General features: G+C 58.0%; 24 protein-coding genes. 16 read left to right on the top strand and 8 right to left on the bottom strand.

The window, feature by feature from the left end:
• Both OK438_03375 and OK438_03370 read left to right on the top strand, forming a co-directional pair.
• Positions 1–459, top strand: a 459-nt coding sequence (locus OK438_03375) for a DMT family transporter (protein ID MDA4124473.1), incomplete at its 5' end; no start/stop codon positions are given.
• Positions 460–465: 6 nt separating this feature from the next.
• A complete protein-coding gene (locus tag OK438_03370) occupies positions 466–786 on the top strand; it encodes a hypothetical protein (protein ID MDA4124472.1) in 321 nt (106 codons plus the stop codon).
• 315 nt (positions 787–1101) lie between these two features.
• On the opposite strand, the gene OK438_03365 is transcribed toward OK438_03370, so the two are convergent.
• A complete protein-coding gene (locus OK438_03365) occupies positions 1102–1452 on the bottom strand; it encodes a DUF2255 family protein (GenBank protein MDA4124471.1) in 351 nt (116 codons plus the stop codon).
• 218 nt (positions 1453–1670) lie between these two features.
• On the bottom strand, positions 1671–2066 hold the full coding sequence (locus OK438_03360; GenBank protein ID MDA4124470.1) for a cupredoxin domain-containing protein: 396 nt from the start codon (positions 2064–2066) through the stop codon (positions 1671–1673).
• Positions 2067–2380: 314 nt separating this feature from the next.
• Between OK438_03360 and OK438_03355 the strand changes: the two genes are divergently transcribed.
• The 12 genes from OK438_03355 to OK438_03300 all read left to right on the top strand — a co-directional run bounded on the left by OK438_03355 (position 2381) and on the right by OK438_03300 (position 10345).
• Complete coding sequence (locus tag OK438_03355; protein MDA4124469.1) at positions 2381–2989, top strand: DUF1404 domain-containing protein; 609 nt, start codon at positions 2381–2383, stop codon at positions 2987–2989.
• A 53-nt stretch (positions 2990–3042) separates the two neighbouring features.
• On the top strand, positions 3043–3375 hold the full coding sequence (locus OK438_03350) for a hypothetical protein (protein ID MDA4124468.1): 333 nt from the start codon (positions 3043–3045) through the stop codon (positions 3373–3375).
• 95 nt (positions 3376–3470) lie between these two features.
• Positions 3471–4082, top strand: coding sequence for a hypothetical protein (locus OK438_03345; protein ID MDA4124467.1), 612 nt, complete (start codon positions 3471–3473; stop codon positions 4080–4082).
• Between the two features lie 10 nt (positions 4083–4092).
• The gene (locus tag OK438_03340; protein MDA4124466.1) at positions 4093–5829 is read left to right on the top strand and encodes a cbb3-type cytochrome c oxidase subunit I; all 1737 of its coding nucleotides are present in this window, start codon (positions 4093–4095) and stop codon (positions 5827–5829) included.
• 1 nt (position 5830) lies between these two features.
• Positions 5831–6022 (top strand): hypothetical protein, encoded by a 192-nt coding sequence (locus tag OK438_03335; protein MDA4124465.1) that lies wholly within the window; start codon positions 5831–5833, stop codon positions 6020–6022.
• A complete protein-coding gene (locus tag OK438_03330) occupies positions 6022–6222 on the top strand; it encodes a hypothetical protein (GenBank protein ID MDA4124464.1) in 201 nt (66 codons plus the stop codon). Before OK438_03335 ends, OK438_03330 begins: the two co-directional genes overlap by 1 nt.
• Before the next feature lie 118 nt (positions 6223–6340).
• Positions 6341–6991, top strand: coding sequence for a hypothetical protein (locus OK438_03325; protein MDA4124463.1), 651 nt, complete (start codon positions 6341–6343; stop codon positions 6989–6991).
• Positions 6992–7237 carry a hypothetical protein gene (locus OK438_03320; GenBank protein ID MDA4124462.1) on the top strand — a complete coding sequence of 82 codons (246 nt, stop codon included), beginning with the start codon at positions 6992–6994 and terminating at the stop codon, positions 7235–7237. It abuts the gene before it with no gap.
• 9 nt (positions 7238–7246) lie between these two features.
• Positions 7247–7525, top strand: coding sequence for a hypothetical protein (locus OK438_03315; GenBank protein ID MDA4124461.1), 279 nt, complete (start codon positions 7247–7249; stop codon positions 7523–7525).
• Positions 7522–8706 (top strand): hypothetical protein, encoded by a 1185-nt coding sequence (locus OK438_03310; protein MDA4124460.1) that lies wholly within the window; start codon positions 7522–7524, stop codon positions 8704–8706. Before OK438_03315 ends, OK438_03310 begins: the two co-directional genes overlap by 4 nt.
• A gap of 49 nt (positions 8707–8755) precedes the next feature.
• Complete coding sequence (locus OK438_03305; protein MDA4124459.1) at positions 8756–9820, top strand: hypothetical protein; 1065 nt, start codon at positions 8756–8758, stop codon at positions 9818–9820.
• 36 nt (positions 9821–9856) lie between these two features.
• Positions 9857–10345 (top strand): hypothetical protein, encoded by a 489-nt coding sequence (locus OK438_03300; GenBank protein ID MDA4124458.1) that lies wholly within the window; start codon positions 9857–9859, stop codon positions 10343–10345.
• On the opposite strand, the gene OK438_03295 is transcribed toward OK438_03300, so the two are convergent.
• Positions 10314–11945, bottom strand: a complete 1632-nt coding sequence (locus tag OK438_03295) for an SMP-30/gluconolactonase/LRE family protein (protein MDA4124457.1) — start codon at positions 11943–11945, stop codon at positions 10314–10316. The two genes, OK438_03300 and OK438_03295, sit on opposite strands and share 32 nt — an antisense overlap.
• 77 nt (positions 11946–12022) lie before the next feature.
• On the bottom strand, positions 12023–13138 hold the full coding sequence (locus OK438_03290; protein ID MDA4124456.1) for a hypothetical protein: 1116 nt from the start codon (positions 13136–13138) through the stop codon (positions 12023–12025).
• Between the two features lie 263 nt (positions 13139–13401).
• On the opposite strand from OK438_03290, the gene OK438_03285 reads away from it, so the two are divergent.
• The gene (locus tag OK438_03285; GenBank protein MDA4124455.1) at positions 13402–14265 is read left to right on the top strand and encodes a heme o synthase; all 864 of its coding nucleotides are present in this window, start codon (positions 13402–13404) and stop codon (positions 14263–14265) included.
• Between the two features lie 118 nt (positions 14266–14383).
• On the opposite strand, the gene OK438_03280 is transcribed toward OK438_03285, so the two are convergent.
• From OK438_03280 to OK438_03265, 4 genes are read right to left on the bottom strand one after another with little or no spacing between them, the layout of a single operon-like run.
• Positions 14384–15079, bottom strand: coding sequence for an alanyl-tRNA editing protein (locus tag OK438_03280; GenBank protein ID MDA4124454.1), 696 nt, complete (start codon positions 15077–15079; stop codon positions 14384–14386).
• 58 nt (positions 15080–15137) lie between these two features.
• Positions 15138–16454 (bottom strand): Nre family DNA repair protein, encoded by a 1317-nt coding sequence (locus OK438_03275; GenBank protein MDA4124453.1) that lies wholly within the window; start codon positions 16452–16454, stop codon positions 15138–15140.
• Positions 16455–16502: 48 nt separating this feature from the next.
• A complete protein-coding gene (locus tag OK438_03270) occupies positions 16503–18548 on the bottom strand; it encodes an SMC family ATPase (protein MDA4124452.1) in 2046 nt (681 codons plus the stop codon).
• Entirely contained in the window at positions 18545–19804 is a 1260-nt protein-coding gene (locus tag OK438_03265; protein MDA4124451.1) for a DNA repair exonuclease, read from the bottom strand. Before OK438_03265 ends, OK438_03270 begins: the two co-directional genes overlap by 4 nt.
• Positions 19805–19979: 175 nt before the next feature.
• Between OK438_03265 and OK438_03260 the strand changes: the two genes are divergently transcribed.
• Positions 19980–22649, top strand: a complete 2670-nt coding sequence (locus OK438_03260; GenBank protein ID MDA4124450.1) for a GNAT family N-acetyltransferase — start codon at positions 19980–19982, stop codon at positions 22647–22649.
• The last annotated feature ends 1 nt before the right edge of the window (position 22650 follow it).

Genomic DNA, 22650 nt, shown 5'->3' with positions numbered 1-22650 from the left:
GCCTATCTCCGGGGACGGGGTGCTCCCAACATGACCGCCGGAGTCGGCTCGGCAATCGGCTCATCTGTGTTCTTCGGCGTAGTCTACATCGGGGTAGGCTATGCTTCGCCCTTCGTGAACTACGCCATCCCCGCCGTCGTACTGCGTGGAGTCGCCGCCTTGGCGGGTTTCCTTCTCGCGCCCTTCCTGAAGCAGGATATCCGGCCCACCAGGGCGCTCCTGTCGAACACCATCCTGGTCATGTCGGTCCTCGAAGCAATCGGGTTCCTGAGCTTCACCTACGGCATCTCTTTGGGAGGGAGCTCGCTTCCAATCGTTGCGGCGCTGTCTGGCATGGGAGGTGCGGTCGCCACCACCTATGCCATAGCGTTCCTGAAGGAACGCCCCGAACCGAACCAGATTCTGGGGATAGTCCTATCTCTGACAGGCGTTTTTGCACTGCTATATCTCGTAGGATAAGCGAAATTGGACTACTTCGAAGCTGTACAGGAGGGCAGAGTTAGGGTGCAGGAGGCCATCAACGTCCTGCAACCCGTTGTGGGCCAGTGTTACCCCATGCTCTTCCTGAAGATCGGCGTCGGCGACTGGACTCCCGTGGGGACGGAGCTCCTCTACTCTCTCGTTCTTGGCAAGGCTGACACTGCGGCGGTCGTCCTCTGCGACTCCGAGGGAAACTCCAAGGCAATGTCGTCCTGGATTCCCAGGGCGAAGGCTGAGGAGTACACCGGGATGCTAGCTGGGAAAGGGATCCCGAGGTTCGAGGGCGAGGTCAAGCTCCCAATCTAGGCCGAGCGTTTATTAACCAGAACCGCGTCCTGTGTTCTAGCGCCAACTCCGCATGGCTCGCCGCTCCGACGACCTTGCTGAAGCTCGACGAAGCTCGTCCTGTGCCCGTTGGCCGAAAAAATCCAGGTGAAATGATTGGCAAGATGTTCGGTTTGCAAAGGACACGCAGTGACTGCCTGCTCTGACTGCGGGCAGCAAGTGTGCATGTCGCACTCAACGACGATCTTCGACGAGGGCACTCGTTCGATGAAGGCCTTCTGCGGCAACTGCACCGCGAAGAGGATGCCGGTCTGGGTAGCTAGGAGACGCTAGCCACTACAGCCTGACCTCGAGCAGAACCTCGGAAGTAGGGTAGTACCCTTTCACCTCGTCCGCCCCATATTTCGCAGCGAACTTCGCCTTCACCCTGTCAACTGCTCTCGGGTCTCGGACTATCTCTGGTTTCGCTTCCTTTGTTTCCTTCTTCACCGCGATGGTCAACACGCCGTTCTTCGCGATGGCCCTGAACCAGAGAGTCTTGATCCCGTACATGGGCAGCATCTGCAACCTGTCTCCCTCGACCGTGAACCATACGGGCAGCGTCCGCTTTCCTCCGTCGGACTTCACGACCGTGATCTGGACCTCTTGCTCGCCCGACAGAGCTTCAGCAAAGCGCGAATGGGTCATGATTCATCCTCCTTGCGGGTCTGATATTAGTCCTCTTCAGGCGCCGGTTGGACTCGTCAGCAAGTGAGTTCGAGTCTCTTCCAAAGTAAGCTCAGCCGACAGACAAAGGCTCTATCTTTGATTTGTGACCAAATAGTTAGGGTGTGAAGGAATCCGGTCACGATCTTCGAGTTCGCTCTCGCGTAGAGTTAGCAGATCTCGGCTCAGTCCCAAAGGACCTATTGGGGAAGAACCATCACTTCGCCTATCATGGAAGGATGGATATTGCAATCATAGTAGTAGACCCCCACAGTGAGGTTTCGACCAACGGTAAGTGTGAAGCTTTCCCCAGGAGCGAGGATCCGGCTGCCCCATGCGGTGCTGTTGAACGGCGTCACTGTATGGGAGAATCCGTCGTCGTTCGTCCACACGATGGTCGCTCCCTCTGCCACTTTGATCGTTCCTGGGATGAAGGTAGCATTCTCGATGTTCACCGTGCAGACCGAGGTGCAGGATTCAACCCCTGTTGCCGGGGTCTGGCAGGGAATCAAGGGGGCGCAAAGGTATTGGCCGCTGACCGATTGACCTGAGAGATAGGCATACCAGAGCGGATAGGTAGTCAGTAGGATTGCCACCAATGCAACCATTGCGTAAACCCATTTCGACCTCAAGCGTCAAGCTCACTTGTGCGGCTCAGGAAACCTCCTGACGACGCGTTGAACTTAAGTACATCTCCGGACGTTTTGTTCGGATGGCTTTTGGATGCGGGTTTCCCGGTAGGAAGACTCGGTCGCAAGCTAATTCTGTTGTTACCGGGAGATTCTCAGATTGATTGAGACTACCCAGTCCAAGCAAGGAACTTGGGCCAAACAAAATGTCGCGTGAACTATTGCATCCCACGGGCACCGGCCCTGCTGTTCAGTCCCTGCCAAGAAAGAGGATTACCCCCTTGTGGTTTGTCGTAGGCGGTGCGGTATCGATATCCATCTTGCTTTCCCCCCCGGCGGATTTGATCGCTGACGCGAACTTGACGGTCCACATGTTTCAGCACATCGGACTGTTCGCACTGTCCATAGTTCTCGGCTACGGCCTGGAGCGTTATGTAATTAGCAAGCTGGGCACTCTTAGGAAACTCACCTACATCGGTTGGAAGGCGTTCACGTCGGTGATGGTTGCAAACACGAAGACCAGGGGGGTCGTCTTCGTGGTGGCCTTGCCCGCAATCACATTCGCTTACTGGCACGTCCCCCTGAACTTCGACCTGGCAGTTCAGAATGAAAGTGTCCACGTTCTCGAACACCTGACGTACATAGTCTCAGGGTCGTTGGTCGGTTTGTCCTTTCAGGCCATCAAGCCGAAGTGGCAGGTCTCCCTACTCTACGTGGCCTTCATGCATGCGGGGATAATGGGGTCCATATGGAGCGTGTGGACGCCTCCATACTTCCCCCTCTATTCTTCTGCGGCCAACATTGACATGGACACAACGCTTCTCGTCTTCGGGGCAATTGGGGTGGTGGTGACAAGTTCTTGGATGCTGAAGGTACTTGACATCATTTGAGAGACCATGCCGCCGGATTGACAAACGGCCGTGGTTCGGGCCCTTCGAACTCCTTGAACACGAGTCAGAACAAGATGGCGAGTCGCAAGAGGAATGAGCTCCCATATCTTCTTGGGCTGGGTGCCCTGACTGGCGGGGTTGTATCTGCGGCCTATCTGGTCTTCGTGTCACCCGCTCTCGCTGCTGGCGTAGTTCCGCTTCCTTTGCTCTTCGGCCTGCTTTTGACCTTCCTGGTTGCGACCATTCTCAATTCGTTGTTGATGGGAGTGATCCTGACGCTGAGGTTTGGGACAACCGGGGGGTTGTCCGACTATTTCAGCGGAGCTCTCATCGGCAGCGTCGTCACCTACGCGACGATAGTCTTCTACTTCATCTCACTTGTATAGGGTTCAGATTCTTGAAGATGCCTTCGGGCCGAGGGTAGGAAGCATCGTTCAGACTTGTAAAGCTTAATAAGTTTGGCAGGTCGTTTTTGGATGTCGTGAAGAGGCGTAATGTCCTCCTGACGTGGACATTAATCCTGTTTCTTACTGTCGTCACACTTGAAATCGTCTACACTCCATACGACTTCGCGGGCTACATCAAGGCGAACAATGTAGGCGAGGGAGTCGCCCAGGCCGACTATCCGAGGATAGAGGGTCAGTATCAGGTGGTCTATGTCACCGGCGAACAGTGGCAGTTCTTGTTCTCCCCACACGCTGTCGGACCAGGAGGGACCCCCGAAGCCACCGTGACTGTCGTCAAGGCGAACATCCCTGTTCTCTTCGTGGTTAGGAGCGCCGATGTCACCCATGGTTTCTACGTCAATACCGAAGGGAACTTCGCGACCCAGGGCTTCCAGTTCGGGGTCATGGCGGTCCCTGGGTACACAGACTACGTCGTGTGGAATTTTCAGCCTACCGTCTTCCAGAATGGCCAGTCGCTCTATCATGTCTTCTGCTCTGAGTATTGCGGAGTCACGGCCCATGGACTTGGGCATCCCTGGATGGACTCTTTGATCATCGTGGTCCCTGACACAGCTGCCGGAAACGCGACGCAGCTGAAGATGCTGGACAACAATCCGCCGCCGATCCTGACCGGGACAAACGGATAGATGAGATCGGGTGAGCGCTGGACCCTCTGAAGGCGCCATGAACGAGACTGTGCCATTACAGAGCTCCGCCTGGGAAATACTCAAGGACATAGTGGTCAGCAAGGATTACAAGCACTTCTCTTTCAAACTCTTCGCGTTCGGCACGTTCTGGCTCTTCATTGCAGGGGCCTTCGCCCTCGTCCTGCGCACCCAAGCGGGTTATTCCTCCGCGGGCGACCTCCTGCCGCTCACCCAACTCGGGTACACCACTATTTCCTACTTCCAGATGATGACGTACCACGCGGTGGTCATGTTCTTTGGGACTATCTTTACGCTGGGGTTCTCGATCGCCTACTACGCGGTCCCGACAATCAGAGGAACAAGAGAACTGGCTTGGCCGAGGCTGACCAACCTCGGGCATTGGATGGTCGTAATAGGTCTCTTCATGGTCATAGGCTCAAACTCGCAGTACATGTTCACCTTCCTGATTCCGCTGAAGAACCCATCATCCTTCTACATCGCCGAGCTGATCCAGTTCGTCGGAGACGAACTCCTGATAGTCGGCCTGCTCGGATCGGCCTACAAGAACAAGCTGAAAAACGAAAAGTTCTCCCTACCCGTCTCCTTCATCGTGATGAACTGCATTGCGATGGGAATCGGAATCATAACCGTCCTGGCCTCCATAATCTGGACAATTCTCTCACCTCTCGGCGGCCTGAGCCTGAACGTCCTCGCGATACCAAACGTTGAGGTGTTCAGGGCAGCGTTCTGGTACGAGAGTCATCCGCTCGTGTATTTCGGCGCCTTCATGGTCATGGGACTGATGATCTGGTTCGTCACCATCTACGCCAAGAGGCCAATCTACAGCGAGAGGACTTTGCGGTACATGATTGGAGCGCTCTTCGTCTTCACGATGTCGGTTTACATCCATCACATGGCTGTCGATCCCATTCCCATCTGGATCAGGAATATCTTTGCGCAGGTGGCGACAGAGATGATAGCCATTCCTTTTGTCATTATCTGGACACTGATGCTCATCACGATCTACCGTTCCCATTTGAAATGGGATGTACCCCTGCTTTTCATTTTCGCAGCCGTCATAGGCAACATAATAGGCGGGGCGACGGCCGAGCCGAACCAGCCCACGCCGGCGGCCGATTTCACGGTCCACAATACTTTGTGGATACCCGGTCACATCCACATCATGATGGCGACCTTTACTCTTGGGGCGTTCTTCGCAGCGCTGTACTACATCTACCCCGAGCTGGTCGGGAGGAAGATGTATTCGCGAGGGCTTGGATATTTCCACTTCGTGGGATGGACCGTGGGCATGGGGGCGGTAGAAGTCGCATTCAAGTACATCGGCCTCGAAGGTGCGGTCAGAAGAGAAATCGCGTGGCCGGCGTTCTATGAGCCCTGGTTCCAGATGGCGATGATTGGTGCTTGGCTCGCGGCTATCTCGGTGGTCGCTTTCGCAACCAACCTATTCATGACATGGAGGCTTGGGGAAAGGCTCGCTCCACGGATGATGCCCCAATGGATAGTTGCAGGCCTCGCCCTTGAAGAACAGGCGAGGATCAACGAGAATAACTACGACTCGACCAAAGTCTATTCTCGCAACGCCTACCCCGTTGGACTCCGGCTCGCGGCGCAGGGCGGGGGCCAGATTTCTAGAAGTGCAAAGCCCGGTTTCTTCGGAAAGCTGATGCGGCAGCTGTCTTATGCTTTGGGGATCAGGTCGGCGGAGACACGGGAGGGCATGAATTAGCATGGATTGGTCGGCCAAGAACCTCCTCATCATTCTCCTTTTGGTCGTGCCTTTCTTCTTCTGGATCTACGCTATCTGGCACGCCGATATCTCCCAATTTGTTGCCGACAACGAGGCAGTTTCCCTGATGGCTCTGGGCGGTGCGATAGCGATGATAGGCGGCGCTCTTTTCTTGTCGGAGATCACCGACTGATGGCAAGCTGGGCAAGGTCTCATATTTGGGTAATCGGCTGCGCAGTATACGCCATTTTCATGCTCCCGATTTGGTACCTGTATCAGTTCGGAGGGGAAAAATGGTTCTCGTACATCGACATTATTTCCGTAGTGGGTGCACTTTCGGTCGTCTTCGCCCAGGAGTTCTTCGGGCTGCCGAAAGAGAAAGAAGAACTGTGAAGACGACGGCTGGCAGGCGCAGACACGGCTAGCAGGGCGAAGTTCGGTCATGTTAGTCACTAGCAAAATGACGCCGACGCGATTATTTGTCCTGACGTGGGTGCTGCTTTCAGGGTCCTTGCTCATCCATACATCAGCCCCGCCGAGCTATGCACGAGCCGGCGCTGTCGCGACCTATTCGGAGTTCGGGGGGTTCGTCGCGTTCTTCGGGGGGGTATACGGGAATGTTACGTTCACCATCGTCCAAGTCTATCTGAATGGTTCAATGGGGGTAAAGATCCAGGCCAACATTTCCCAGAGCGGTGAGGCTCCCCCTCAAACCTTCGAAATGAACATAACAGACAGTGTGGAATCACCTCGCCAGTTCCCCGCCGTCCCGCCGGAGAACCTGACGAGGGCCCAATTCGTTTTCGAGCACACGCCCTTGACCTTCGTCGCAAACCAGTCGGTCTCCGTCCCTGCAGGAACCTATCAGACAGTCGAGTTCACAGGCAGGTCGTCCGACGGGAATGTTTCCGATTTCTGGTTTGAAAGAGCGTCGGGGCTGGCAATACAAGTGGAGAAGGGAGGCGCAGTTCTGCAACTGCTCTCATCGAATATCGTGGCGACCACCGAGACCATATCTCCAGGCGGATCCTTCCTGTCCTCATTGGAAGTGATAATCGTCCTCTGGGCCGCAGCGGCTCTCTTCTTCCTGTTCGTAATAAGGAAAGCCAGAGGCAGCCCCAGTCAAAGTGGAGGGCCAGCCAAGCCGGACGCTGGCCTATGAATGAACTTGCTTCTTTTTTTCTTCGTCTTCTTCGGTCAGGGCTTCGATGTCGTATTGAGGGAGTGGGTCGGCAACGACTATGAAGTAGTACATGACGCCGGCCAGGACGATGAACAGACCGAAGACGAAATAGTATATCCCGAACTCGTTGAAGGTGGGCGCAGGAATGTCGAAGAACGTGTTCTTCCCTCGCTTCAGTTAGGGCTCTCAATATTTAAGCGTGAATTGCCAAGACCGTGCGCCTGAGGCAGGGGGATGGGGTCGATAGGTACGAAAGTAGGAGGATACGCCGGGGTGCGCCGCGGGATCGCTTTCTATGGCTATCTTTCTTCCATGCTCTCACTCCTGATTGTGATGGCGGTGATAATCTGGCTGATCTACATCTACCTCCCAGGCGGGTATTACATCCCCCTGAGCCTGGTCGCCCTGGTGCTCTTCGGCCTCGTCGGGTACATGATACTCAGCAGGCGGGTTATCACCGATATTGAAGGTTTAAATAGAATTTTCAAGTATTTTGGGTGCAAGGTCTCATGAGGAGAGACTCGAAGTATCTGTTCGTCGGGGCCGTCTTCGTGGTCGTCCTCATCATCATTTTCTTTTCAGTTTCGTTTCTAATCAACGTAGGGTCCGACCAGCTCGCGACAGTCTACGTCAAAGAGGTCAGCGCCGCGCCTAATTTCAACAACCCTGGAGGAGAATCCTTCTGGTCGTCGGTCCCCTCCTACTCGGTCCCGCTGATCGAGTCGGTGTCCTACCCCGGGTCTGCTGCAGGACATACGGGCGAGGCCACGGTTCAGATGGCCTGGACAGCCTCCACGCCTGTCCCTGAACTCATGATTAGGATGGCGTTTTCTGCACCGCCTGACTTCGCTACCTCTCCTCCAACTCTGGGGGTCCCTATTCTCAACGACACAATCAGCAACAGGGCAATTCCGATGTATAACTCGAGCTGCGTCTACCAGTTCTCGAGCTGCTACGGCGGCTCGTACCCGCAGGATGTAGGCTTCTTCCCGCTCGCGCAGAATGCAGGCCATACCTATCCGGAGCAGGCGATAGTGGTGCTCGGCATTGCACCCGGCGCAAACACGACGGGGTGGTACCAAGTCTCATACAAGCCGAAGATGGTCCCGGGTACCTCCGGGGCGCTGGGAACGGGCTCAGGCGGGTCGGCAGAAATGTGGATCTGGTCTAGGAGTCCGACGGACAACTCTTCAACGGACAGCGCCTACCCAGGAATTGCATACCCCAACGGGACGGCGATCAATCCGTCGGCGTTTGGGATGCCGTCACACGCCTCCTATGCCATTGACGGGTTCACCAACGCCACTTCCTTCTATCAGCTCGGCGGGGTCCCACCTTCCGCACAGTTCCCGGTGATCAACACCCCGCAATTCTACACCAGTAACTACAGTGGCATAAGTAACCTCAGACAGATGATGAACCCGTTCGAAGTGCAGGCAAAGGGGGCGTATTCGAACGGCCAGTGGGTCGTCGAGTACGTGCGTTCCCTCACGACATCTTCAGCCTACGGGGAGAACGCGTTCCAACTGCAGCTGAACCCCCAGACCAACTCCAACTACTTCATCTCATTCGCAGTGTCGCAGGAATCGGCCGGGCAGACCTACCTAATCTACTACAACAGCGTGTCGTTCTGGTGGCGGTTTAACTTCCAGACGACGTCAGGCCTTAACGGCTACAACGGCAACTTCGGCTGAAACTGCCTGGCGAAGTGTTAATACGGAATCAGACGGGTTTCCGCAGGCCTTGCAAAACCGGACGGCGCCATCGATCTCCCAGGCATACCTTTTTGCAATGGCGTCTCTGCTTTTCGGTCTGCCTCTCCTCACGGCCTACTACAACGTGAATTCTGCCTTCTACTTCGAGGTTCTGGCACCGTATTTGATAACATCCGTAGTGTTGACTTTCGTTGTCCTCGTAAGACCAATCCGGGGCTGGAGGGCCGTCCTACCGGAACCCCGCACCTCTAAGTTCGCAGCGAGGTTCAACTCTGTCCCTGTCATCGCAATCCTCGGAATCTTCACAGCGGCCGTAGCGGCCTTCGGCGCCATGAGATACGAAGTCTACCAGTACTACCCGTATCCTCCTCCATCCTCCGCGTCGATGCTAGGGAGTGCCTACATCCTCTTGCTGGTGGTCACATCCATTCTTGGGTTCTCCAAGATTCTCTACGCCGGGTTCCCAACCCTGGCGAAGGTCCTTCGTCTGAGGCAGTATGCAGTGATGGCGGCGGTCGTATCGCTGTCGTTTGCTCTGGTCTACCTACTTCTCGTCAACCAGATACTTGTCTCCGGGTTCAACGTGTTCGAGAACCTCCCGCCGCCTTCTAACGCGTATCCATTCGCATACACCTTCACCGTGGGCATAGAGCAGCCCTTCCTGAACCTGGTCTACCTTCCCTATGCAATTGTCCAGCTGAGCCCGCAGGTGAACCTTCTAATCATCCCCTTCGAGATGGTCTTTGCTACGCTTCTGGGGCTGCTGGTGGCCTCGAACCTGAGCATGGCCCACTTCCTGATTTCCAGGAGCGGCCTGAGGTGTTCGACGGCGGGCACGGCCATGTCTGCGTTCGGTTCGGTCCTTGGGCTGACTGCGACCTGCCCGACCTGCCTTGTGCCAACATTCCTGTCGGTCATCTTCGGGGGGTTGACCGCGGCTGAAACCGTCTACAGCAACGTGTACGGCGCCGTAATCCCGCCGGTCGTCAGCGTAGCGACTTTGACACTGAGCCTGGTCTACCTTTCTCGAACCATCAGAAAGAGGGGACTCGATTCCCCCTGGCTACCAGAAGGAGGCGCCAAAAGGATATAAATTCAAATGCCGTAGTTGTCAAGGAGGCGCAGAGTCATGTCTGAGAACCGGGACTCCGGAGACAAAAAGCCTGGAACCGTTACCATTGTCCTGCCGCAGAGCATCACGATAAGGACCCGATACCTCTGGGCGACTCTCGCAGTCGTCATGGTGCTGTTCACTCTAGCACCCGTGGCCGCTTTCTATTTCGCGCCGGCACAAGGGACGGGGCCCGTGCTTCCTTCTTCGGGCGGCGGGGGAGGGGGGACCACCCCCACAGTCAACTGTCAGAACCCCTGCAGGATCGTAATCAAGAACTCTGTATTCGGGACCGGGCAGCCTGTCATAGTTAGCAAGGGCACACAGGTAATCTGGGTGAACGCCGACGACACGACTCACACCGCGACCTCCGATTCGGGCATCTGGGACACCGGAATCATCGCAATCGGGGCCAGCGCGGTGGCGGTGACCTTCAGCAATGACGGCGTCTTCCCATATTTCTGTAATGTCCACCCTATGACTGGGGTCGTCGAAGTAGTCGGCTAGGCGCAGCCCTCCCATAAGCAGGGCCTTTCTTCTTTCTGTAAGAGAGGATCACGACCACCGCAACGGACCCGGCCACCCCTACGACCAGCGCATAGGCGAGTGCGGTCTGTGCCCCTCCCTGCCCTCCGGGGACGGTCAGCTTGAGAATGACAGACTCGGTTGCGTTCTCAGCGACTAACCTGCCGCCAACCGTCAGGTAATAGGTCCCGGGATTCACTCCTCGGCCAAAGAGCGTTAGGGTAGAGGACGCGTTGGTGCCTGGGGAGAGTACCAGGGCTTGGTTGGAGAAAGCGGCGGAGACGTTGGAGAGAGCTCCGCTGGGAGTCATTCCAGAGACGGCGAGAGAAAGTACCGTCGGCTCAGCCCCTACTGCCAACGACGCCGAGACGGTGAACTTGGCAGTGCCGTCTGGGTTCAGGGTCGCGTTTCCTGGGCTAAGAGATAGAGAAGGGCCTTGCACGAGGGGAGAGGGGACAAGCTCCCCAATCGCGTTGCCGGTGAACTCGCTGAACCATACTGAGCCGTTCGAATCCAGAGTTAGGTAGAGCGTCGTAGCCAATGAAGCACCGCAGCATGGAATCTTGTATTCTGTCAGTTGCTCCGATACAGGATCGAATCTCGCAATCGCGTTTCCGTAGTGCTCTGCGATCCAGACGATACCGCGCCCGTCGACAACGATTCCGTTGGGGAGAGTTTGGGGGAAGAGAGAGTTGGTGGGCCTCGAGGTCCAATACTTCAGGAGACTTCCGCTTGATATGATGTACCTGTCGAACGAGCTTGCGGCATGTTCGGTCAACCATAGGGATCTCCCGTCAGGACTGAAGGCTAGCTGGCTGGGAACCCTGAGGCTGGAGACGATGGGGCCTGGCTGGAGAGGACTTGTGAAGGTGTAGGCGTAGGTCTGGTTGACAGGGGCGAACTCTTGGATGCCGTTGGAAGTGCCGTTCAGTAGCTTTGAGGTTGTGGCGTACCCCAGCATCTCCGCGTTCGCTGCAGTGAACCAGAAGTTGCCCCCATTGTCAAAGAGGACCTGGAGGGGGGCCGAGTAGGGCACTGGCAGGTCGTAGGATGAGAACGCCCCAGAGGATGGGATGTATTCGTCGATCTGGTTTGAAAATTCGCACGTCACCCACACTGCATCACCGCGCGCCGTCACTCCGATCGGGCCGCAGGAGAGACCTGCCGGTGACTTGGGCAGGGGAATCTCGGTGATTTGGCTGGATCCCTTCGAGAGAATGCCCAGCTTGCTCGACTCGACCTCGACGAACCAGACGCTTCCGTCCGCGCCGATCGCGATTCCCTGGGGGAGGGCGCCTTTCGTAGGAATTTGATACTCGTGGAAACTGTCCGCCTTCGGGTCGTACATGGCTATCTGGTTGGAAGACTGTTCGACGAACCAGATGTTTCCTGACCGGTCACTCGTTATGGTCCAAGGCTGGGAAGAGCCAAGAGGCAGCCTGTGTTGGATGATCCGGTAGGAGACGAACTGCGAGGTCTTGACACTGCCCCCCGAGCCTTGAGAGGCCCCCACGATGGAGGCCCCCTGGGTAAAGAGTAGGGCTGCGACTAGAATCGTCAGGAGGCTGTGGGAGCGCCGCATCGAGGGTGAGACACGATGAGGACAGTGTTATCCCTTTCTCAGGATTGTCTGAAACCCCCGCCATAACAACAAGGCTTTCAGGGGACTGTCGAGGTGGAGTTTGTTACGCCGCAAGCTGCGACATTGGTCGTGCAGTATGCATTCGGTAACACTACGATATAGCCGAACATGCCGTTCGACACGTGGTAGTCGCAGAAGAATTCGAACACCCCCGGCGTGTTCGCCTGGAAGGCGCCTATGCCAAACACCTCGGCCGTCCCGCTCGCGTTTGCTATTCTCCCCAGCGTACCGCTCCCGTAGTGAACCAGGTTGTCCACTGGAAGCAGAATCGCTGTCGGGTTCCCGGATTGGTTGGTCGGCGTGAGAGGCAAAGCCGGGTTGGGGTTGACAGCAATCCTGAAGTTGGAGGCCGCATGTGATTTGAGTTCGGCGATCGACAGCAGGCTGCTTCCGGAGATACAGAAGACTGTTGAAACTCCGTTGGCGGTTAGTCCCGTTGTATCCTGTTGGTAGCTGCCATTGGTGCAGGAAGCGGGATAGATGTGGCTGTCGAGGAAGTCCCTCATCCCGGCAAGGGTGGCGTTGATTTGGAAACCATAGGTCGACTGAGGTGCATACATCGTAAACGTATGGGCGTCAGTGTCGTTGTGCTCGAAAAGGATCTGGACGACTGACCCCTGTACTACGGTTATGACACTTGGGTTGAACCTATCCTGGGTCGTCGGGTCGAGGTTGCTCCAGTCTACCCTCACTGCTATCACCCCCGGTGCAACGTTAACCGAGGCCGTCGGTGGCTTGCCCGCCAGGGAGGTAAGTTGGGAGCTCAGCGAACTAATCTGGTTTGATTGATTGCTGAGGCTGGATGAGAATGCGACATACATCCCCGCCCCGATCAGAATGGCAATCACAGCTATTACCACCGCCACCTTTCCAGTAGTTGAAGAACCTCCCCCGTATGATTCCGTTGCGCCTCCTTCGGCCATGAGGTTGCCACGGGTCGTCAAGCCGTAGAACGCGAGTCCCGAACCTAGGGGCAGGAAGACAACTACGAACGCCATCGCGACGAAGTTTGCTGCCCCGTTGCCGTCTGTGATTACAAGCCCTCCCAGGGAACCACCGCTGAACGTGCTCCAGAAGAGTAGGACTGCTGCCAGGACCAAGAGAATTCCGAGCGAGGCGAGGCCGCCCTTCATCACTCTCAAAGACCGTGACTTTGCAATATAAATGTTACAGGTGAGCTCGCAGTCGAGCCGGTTGAACCGAGGAACGTGATGCGATGGAGCGCGACTGGGCGGAATCCGAAGTCCAACTCTTAAGTGGCCGAGTCAGCGTGGACGTCTTCCGAGCTGTCATTGAGACCCGTGATCTGGAGTTTGATTGGCCCCATACATGGCGTGGCGAGCAGATTTGACAAACAAACGCGAAGGCTTCCAGAACAGATACAGAGGCATGAAGGTTGAGCCTGAGGGACTACGCACGACTGACTAAGCCAAAGATAATCCCCCTCCTGTTGCTCGTTGCCCTTGCTTCATCGACGATTGCCTCTAAATCAATCCCCCCGCCCATCACGCTCGTGGGTCTTCTCGTAGCAGGAACACTCTCTTCCGCAGGTGCGCTCGCGCTCAACAGCTACCTGGAAATGGATCTCGATGCCAAGATGAGGAGGACGAGAAATAGACCTCTTCCCACCCACAGAATTGAGGATAGGACAAGAGCACTACTATTTGCGCTCTCTCTTCTCATCATTGGAATTCTCGTCGCCTACCTCACCCTGAACCTCTATGCCACTCTCTTCATCGCGCTTGGAGCCTTGGTCTACATACCAATCTACACGATGTGGCTCAAGCCAAGGACCAGTTGGAACATAGTCCTGGGAGGATTCGCAGGGAGCTGCGCCGCGCTTGCCGGATGGTACGCGATAACAAACGCGAATCCATGGGTCGCGTGGACGCTCGCCGCCCTGGTGTTTGTATGGACGCCCAGCCACTTCTGGAGCCTGGCGGTCATCACGGAGGAAGACTATTCGTCTGCGGGCATACCCATGCTTCCATCAGTGGTTGGAGAAAAGAAAGCGGCCCGATATATCGTTGCGAACACCCTTCTTCTGATACCAGTAAGCCTCTTCTTCTCCCCGTACTTTAACGGCATCGGTTTCATGGTCTACGTTCTTGGCGCATCAATCTTCGACATCTCGATACTCGCGACGGACATCAAACTGCTGCTCGCCCCGACCAAGGAGAACGCGTGGCTAGCGTTCAAGTTCTCGAGCCCGTATCTGGCCTTCATCTTCCTCCTCTCGTCAGCCAGTGCGCTATTGTGAAGTCCGGATTCCTAATTGATTCGCAACAAACGAGGTCTTGAACATCTTCGCTGAAGCTACGGTCTCCATGCTGCTATCGAGAGGCTAGCAGAACCTCCTAATGCTCATCTTCTGCCGCTCATCTTACAGTGAAGTAGAGCCGCCGGTTGCTCCGACCTTTGTTCTCGGCCCTTAGGCCCACCACCTTTCCGATCTCCTTCGTATTCCCGACGTGCACTCCTCCGTCCGCCTGCGTGTCGATGTCCCCGATCTGAACGATCCGAAGCATCTCCAGGGACGGAGGCATCGCATTTGCCAGCTTCACGAACCCCGGCTTGGCCAGGGCCTCCTCCTTCTTCATGAAGAACGTCTTCACCTCGACCCCCCTCCCCGCCGCCACGTTCACCTTCTCGATGAAGTAGGAGAGCTTGTCTCTGTCGAACTCCGCGAGGTCGAAGTCGACCCTGGACTCCTCCGGGCTGATCTGATTCCCGGTGATCAACGCTCCCGTCTCACCGTTGACCACTGAGCTCAAGATGTGTGCCGTCGTGTGCATGCGCATTAGCCTGTACCTCCGGTCCCAGTCCAATACTCCGTGGACCCTGTCGCCTATCCTGAGCTCAGCCGGCGCCTCCAGGATGTGAAAGACGTTCTCCCCTTCCTTGGTCGCTTCGATTACCCTCATCCCGTTTAGCCGGCCCGTGTCGGACACCAGCCCGCCCCCCCTGGGGTTGAACGCAGTCTGGTCGAGCACGACCCTGTTCCCATCCACCAGCTCCACCTCTGCGTTGAACTCACGGAGGTACATGTCGTCCCAGAAAAGTTTCTTTGTCAACAGGGTCCTAGGAGACCAACCTCAGCATTAAAACGAATTGCCTCGTGTCCTCACAAACTCAGAAGTTCGTGATCTTCGTCTGGGTGAGCTCCCTGGAGATTAGGACGCTCTCCCTGGTCCACTTTGCCTTCTGAATCCTCATGTTCGAGAGCGCCGAGTTCATCGCCCCCTGGAATGTGTCGTGCCTCTCGAACGGGTTCTTCATCATCTCCCGTATGCTCTCTCGTATGTTCCACACCCCCAGCGGCATGATGAACCCTGGGTACGTCTCCCTGAGCACGATCGCCGCGGCCTGCCTCCTCTCCCTGTCCAGGGCCTCCGCCACGGCGAGCCGGGTTGAGTAGTAGCACCCGCCCACCCTGGCGTAGGTGGTCCTCCCGAAGTACTCCTCGTAGTCTCCTATCATGTAGGGAGAAGTGGAGAACTGGTTCCAGGTCGTGTTCGGGAACCAGGCCTCGATCCACTCGAACCTCCACGGCTCTGGCAGGAGGATGGCGACGTACTGGTTGTCGTAGACGTTGAACCGATACACCCGATACTCGTCGATCGTTGGGTGGTGCTTGACCTTCTCAAGGAGGCTGAGGCTTATCGAACTGTCGACCGCAGTGATGCTCCAGCGGGTGGGAACTATCTTCCTCCTTGCCCCCTCCCCGAACATCCCCAGGCTGAAGGACTTCTGGATCCGCGTGACGAGCACCCCCTTGGCGTAGAGCTCCCTGACCGCGTCCGCCGCCTTCAGGTCCCTGTCATAGTGCGCCTTCTCTATCCTCCTGTCGACCGACGTATTGCCGATCTTGAATCGTTCGAGAGGCCCTGAAGGTCCGTAGGGCTGGGTGTCCTCGCTGAGAACAAGTATCCTCCGAGGCGGCTTCGTCAGCTTCAGCTCGGTGTCCACAGGGCGGCTCGCCATCGCCAGCTCCTGCAGAGAGCTTAGCAGCCTTCCCGGCCTCTTCGCGTCGTCGACGCTCGCCCGGGCATTCCCTCGCACGAGCGAATACCGGTAGTCGACGATCTGCTCTATCGGCTTCCCCAGCCACTCCTCCGGAGTATCTAGGATCGAAGTATCTCCGAACCGAGGGGGGACCATGGGCCCGATGGAGACCTTCGGATACCCCAGCCTCCCCACGAATACCCCGGGAGGGGACGAGCCGTTGACCTCGTCCCCGGACAGATAGGAAGCCTGCTTCGCCATGGACTGGGCCTTGACTATTATCGGGCAGCGCGGCTTCCCGCAAAGCAGCTTCGCACCCCGGCACCGCAAGCACATCCAGGCGGGCGGGTTCTCCACCACTTCGATTGACCTCGCTACATCCTCCTCCAGGCCCGTGACGGCCATGGGCATCACGCTTGAAAGCCAGGTTATCCTCCTCGGCAAACGAAACGCCCAGAATCTTCCTGTCTCGGAACTTAAACCCGGTGGTATCTACGACGACCGAGCATAGACTTCCGGGGTCTCGACCCTTGAAACTCCCCACGACTTGGTCACCCTGAGAATCTGGTCCGCGAAGCTCTCGAGCTCCTTGTCGTGGGAGACGATGATCACCTGGGGCGAACCGACGTCGTCCAAGACCTCCCTGACGTTCCCCAGCTGTTCCTGGCTGAATCCGTCCGTCGGCTCGTCGAGCATCAGCAGATTCGACTTCATCCCGGCAGACACCCTCTGGGTGAGGGTGTTGAGGGCCAGTCTGTACGCCAGGGCGACGCTAGTCCTCTCGCCCCCGCTCAGGTAACGCACATTCTGTTCGTACCCTCCCTGGGAAACGATTGGGGTGAAATCCTCGTCCACCCTCACCTCCTTCTCGGGGTCGTCGACGAGCATCGCGAACCACTTCTGTAAGAGCAGGTCGAACTCCTGGTTGATGCTCCCCAACACCGACCTTTCTATCAGCTGGACTGTCGGGACGAAGTAGCCGGTCAGCCACATTTCGTTCTCCCTGAGCCTGTCCCTCCTCGCTACTGCGCCCTCCTTCGCTACTATCTCGATGGTCAGCTCGGCCCTCCTCCTGTCGGACATCTGGAGTCTCTCCCGGGTGCGCGCCAGCCTTTCACGCGTCTTCCCGAGGGCCTCCTCCGCTCTGTCTATCCCCTTTTCCGCCCTCGCGACCTGAGACGAGAGGTCCTCCAGCCGCCTCATCCTCTCGGCCACCCCCTCAAGCCGGGCCCCGGCCGCGGCCATCCCCTTCCTGGCGGCCGCCTTTTCCCTTCGCCTGGCCCTGAGCTCCTTCGAGAGCCGAGCCAACTCCGTGCGCTTCTCCCTGACCTTCTCCCTCTCCGCGACGTACCCCTCCGTCGACTCTCGGGCCTCCCTCAGGTCCTCCACCTCCCGCTCCGTCCTCGCCAGCTCCTCCGACAGGTGCCTGAGCTCGGCCTCCTTCGAGGACCTTATGCCTTCGAAATCGTGCGCCTGGACCGGCCTGTCGCAGACGGGGCACACGCCCTTCTCCATTATCGAGCCGTACTCTCCCAGCTTCGACTCGACCTTCGCCCTAAGGCTGGTGAGCCTCTTCGCCTCCGCTGCGGCCACAAGCTCCCGCGCCTTCAACCGGGCCGGCGAACTCCGACTTGGAGCATGCTTTCCTTTCTGCCTGTCCACCACCACCCTGAGCGCGGAGGCCCTCTCCGTGAGGTCCACTTCCTCCCTGGCCAATCTTGTCAGCTCCCTTTCTTCCTCCTTCAGGGCTCGCTCCTGCAACTGTTTCTCGGCCCTGAACCCTTCCATGCTCAACTGCTCTCTGTGGAGCTTCTCCTTCTCGGCCCTGAGGGCCTTCAACTCCGAATCCGACCCCGTGTCCTCTGCCTGCAGTGCCTCGAGGGACCCCCTCTGCCCCTCCTCTTCCCGCATCAGGGTGTCCAGCTGTTCCTTGAGCCTCTCGAGTCCCCTCCCGACCCCTTCCAGCTCCCTGATGTCCCCCTTCATCTGGCGTGAAATCTCACTCGCGTTCTCGGCCGCAGTCTTGTAGTCCTCGACCCTGAACGCCCGCCGCAGAGTCTGGAGCCTGACCTCCGAGGGCATGGCAAGGACCTCCTTCATTTCCTCCTGGGGCGTGTAGACTGCGTATCTGAAGATCAGGCTCTGCGCCTTGGGCTCCGGCGCCTCGTTGAACTGAAGGACTTCGAGGATCCTTTCCTTGAGCTCCCTGGGAGACAGGGCGACCTTCTCTGCGGGGGCTTCGAAGTCCCCGTCCGTCTGCTGGACCCCTCCCCCCTTCCTCTCGAGCCCCCTCCTCACCTCATACTCGCTCCCGTCCACCTCGAACCTCATCCTCACCTCCCCCTCCTGTTCGCCCAACCTGAGCAGGGACGACCCTGTCTCAGACCCCAGGCCGAAGAGGGCGAACTCGATGGCCATGAGTATGGTCGACTTTCCCGACCCGATGTCCCCTTCGAAGAGCGTCTTCCCGAGAGGGAGGTTCACCAGCACGTGCTCGTAGCTCCTTATGTTCTTCAGCTCGAGCTCTCGGATGATCAATTCTGATTCACGTCCCCGACGCCGAGCGTCTTCCTCCCCGCCGACGTCATCCTCGCAACGTAATCCTTCTTGGATTCGCCCAGCTTGGCCTGCTGGCGCAGCAGCCTGAGAAGCTCCAGCGCTGTCTTCGCTCCCTGCTCCCCGGTCAGATTCGCCTGTGAGACGCTCACCCTTCCAACCTCCTTCGAAAGGAGGGCCTGCTCAATCATGGCCGGGTCCTGTCCCGCCGCCTCTGACTGCGGAGCATCCTTGGACCTCAGCGAGTTCCTGCTGAGGTAAACGTGAATTGCGCCCCGCCCAGCGAGCTCCGACCTGATCCCAGCAAAGCCGACCTCTCCTACCCTCCCCCCGGCCAGCTCGCCGAAAGCGCGTATCACCACCAACCTGCCTGAAACGTCGACTCCTCCGAGATCCCGCGTCATCACTTCCCCTGCTTCTTTCGAGTTCTTCCCTGTCAGGTCGTATTCGCGGAAGACTCCCCCGACGCTCACTATCGGGACGAATTTCTTGTCCCTCACCCTGTCGTCGAACTCCACAACGTACATCCCCCGCTTCTCCCCCCTTGCGGTCGCCTCGAGGTCACGGCCGTATCCTGTGAAGAGCGGCCCCGGGAACACTATGTTCTCGAAGCCTTCGGCGTCGTATTCCCCCCTTTCATGAATGTGTCCCCCTGCATAGTAGCCGAAGCCTCTGGGCAGCATCTCGACGCTGACTGTCTCCATCTCGCTCAGATGCTGGGGCTTCAGCTCAGTAAGCCCGGTGTGAAAGGCGAAGACCTTGAACCCCTCCTCCTTTTCCAGTGAGTCCCTGTCCAACGCGTCGTAGTACCTGCTCTCCAGCCCGATCTTCCTGGCAGAGATGCCAGCGAGCTTGGCCCCCGTCTTCTGGTCAACGGTAATCCCAAGCTTGAGGTGCTCGCCCTCGAACTCAGGCTTGAAGACGTTCGTCAGGACGCCGGCGGTGCTGAGGACGTCGATGACCGACGTCCCATTGGGCGTGTAGTCGTGGCTTCCGTAGATCGCATAGATGGGGATGCCCTGCCTCTGAACCTGCATCATGCTCCTGAGCGCAGAGTTCACCACCCCCAGGTCGGGGATGGCGACGTGGAACAGGTCACCGCAGATGAGCACAAAATCGACCCCCAGCTCGACGCACCGCGCCATGGCCAGGTCGAATGTCTGAAGCTCGAGCTTCTGGAGCACTGGCTCTATGTGTGCCCCCAGGTGCACGTCAGCCATGTGCGCGAACTTGTTCAAATCGTGCGTCGTGGCGGCCGTACCTCAGGTTTAACGTTATGGAGAGGAAGCCTATGTGCAGCCCGGAGCCCGCGATCCTCACTCGTTTTTGGTAGGTTGACTTCGAACAGACGCGTTCCCTCATGCATACGGGGCAATCTGTAATACCCGCGCGGAGGCGAGGCCTTCGAGCACGATGGCTGACATCGCAAGGATGTTCGACCCGAAGGCCGTTGCCTTGATCGGGGCAACAGACAAGGAGGGAACGGTAGGCGAAGCGACCCTCAAGAATCTGCTGAAGGGCAAGGCGAAGCGCTCCATATACCCAGTCAATCCCAAACACGAAAGCCTGATGGGGGTCAAGTGCTATCCGAGCATTTCAGCCGTCCCCGGCCACGTGGACCTGGCCGTCGTCGCCACCCCTGCCGCGACTGTCCCCGCAGTCGTCGAAGAGTGCGCGAAGGCGGGCGTCGAGGGAATAGTGATCGTCTCCGCGGGGTTCCGCGAAATCGGAGAAGCAGGGGTGAAGCTCGAGGACGACCTGAGGAAGATCAGGTCGAATTACGACTTCAGGCTCCTCGGGCCCAACTGCGTCGGCTTCTCCAGGCCCTCGGTGCACCTGGACGCCACGTTCCTCAGGGACAACCCCGAGCCGGGTTCCATCGCTTTCATCTCGCAGAGCGGCGCCCTGGGGTCCGCCATCCTGGACTGGGCGATGACCTCCCACGTCGGCTTCAGCCTCTTCGCTTCTCTGGGCTCCATGCTCGACGTGGACTTTGGCGACCTGATCGACTTCCTGGGAAGCGACCCGTCCACCAGGAGCATCATCCTCTACGTCGAAGGGATAGGCACAGCGAAGAAGTTCATGAGCGCGGCCCGGGGATTCTCCCGCAGCAAGCCCATCATCGTCCTGAAGGCAGGAAAGTACAGCACCGGCGCCAAGGCGGTCCAGTCCCACACCGGGGCGCTTGCCGGGGACTTCGAAGTCTACGACGCCGCGTTCAAGCGCGTGGGGGTCGTGAGGGTGGACGAGATAGGCGACCTCTTCAACTGTGCCAGCGTCCTCGACTCCAGGCGCCTCCCAGCCGGTCCCAGGCTCGCGATAGTGACCAACGCCGGAGGCCCGGGGGTTGTCGCGTCCGATTCAGTCACCGACCTGGGGGGCGAGCTGGCGAAGCTCTCCGAACTCACGATCAGCACCCTCAACGAGCACCTGCCTCCCTATTGGAGCCGAGGCAATCCTGTGGACGTTCTGGGAGACTCCGACGTGAACAGATACGAAACAGCCCTCCAGGCCTGCCTCCGGGACCCGAACGTCGACGGGCTCCTGGCAATCTGTGCGCCCCAGGGAGTCACCCCCCCGACCGACCTCGCCGAAGTGGTGGTCAAGGTCGCGAAGGAAGGGAGGAAACCAATCCTCACGGTCTGGATGGGGGACAAGGGGGTCGTCGAAGCTAGGAGGAGGTTCGCCCAGAACAGCATCCCGACCTACCCTACGCCAGAGGAGGCTGTGCGGACCTACATGTACATGTACAGGTATCGGAGGAACCTCGACCTGCTCTACGAGACCCCGGAGGAACTCCCCGTCGACCTGATGCCCCCCAACAGCCACCTGAAGCTGATGGTCAGGAACGCGATAAGAGAGGGGAAACTGCTCCTCTCCCAGGGAGACGCCGACCGCTTCCTCGACGCCTACAACATCCCAAGGCTGGAAGGAGGCTTCGCGCGGACCGCCGACGAGGCCCTGATGGTCGCGCGCCGGGTCGGATACCCCTGCGTCATCAAAGTCGTCTCCCAGGAGATCGCCCACAAGACTGATGTGGGCGGCGTGGTGACTGGCATAGCGACCAGCGAAAGGCTGGCCGACGAGTTCACCAAGCTCCTCGACCGGGTGAGAATCCTTAAGCCTGAAGCGAGGATCGACGGAGTCTACGTCCAGAAGAGGGCGAATGCAGTTGACTACGAGCTCATACTCGGGTCGAAGAAGGACAGGGACTTCGGGGCCGTGATGCTCTTCGGGTCTGGAGGAATAGGCGTGGAACTCTTCCGGGATTTCTCCATAGGCCTTCCTCCGATAAACCAGGTGCTCGCGATGCGCATGATGGAGGAGACGAAGATCTTCAAGGCCCTGGCCCACGGTCTCAGGAACAAGCCTCCGGTCAACCTGAAGTCCTTGGAGGAGGTCATCGTCCGCCTGTCTGGAATGGTCGCAGACTTCCCAGAAATCGCCGAGATGGACATCAATCCCCTCATAGTCTCCGAAGGGAAGATACTCGCGGTAGACGTCAGGATTCTCCTCGACCCCTCTCCCATCGACTACTCCGTCCCCTACCCCCACCTGGTGATAATGCCCTACCCCACGAAGTACGTTGTCCCTTGGAAGCTGGAAGACGGCGCAGACGTCCTCCTAAGGCCCATCAGGCCCGAGGACGAGGCCATGGAGGCCGAGTTCATCAACGGGCTCTCGGAGGAGACGAGCCGCTACAGGTTCTTCAACATCGTGAGGGACCTCCCCCACGGCGACCTGGTCCGCTACTGCAACATCGACTACGACAGAGAGATGGCAATCGTCGCAGAGGTCAAGGAGGGGGGCAGGCGCCGGGAAGTGGGGGTCGGCCGCCTTATCGCCGAGCCCGAACGCGCCCGTGGCGAATTCGCGGTCGCGATCGCAGACCAGTACCAGGGCAAGGGCCTAGGAAGGAAGCTCCTCGACATGATCATAGACATCGCAGAGGAGAAGCACCTCGAAGCAATCTACGGGGTCGTCCTAAAGGACAACGCTGTCATGCTGAGCCTCTGCAGGGAGATGGGCTTCACCCTCACCACCCAACAAGACTTCGTCAGGGCCGAACTTACGCTCAAGTAGA

It is taken from the genome of Nitrososphaerota archaeon (assembly GCA_027887005.1).
Taxonomy (GTDB): Archaea; Thermoproteota; Nitrososphaeria; order Nitrososphaerales; family Gagatemarchaeaceae; genus UBA183.
The sequence above is the reverse complement of the archived record's forward strand: the minus strand, read 5'-3'. Positions and strand labels throughout refer to the sequence as shown.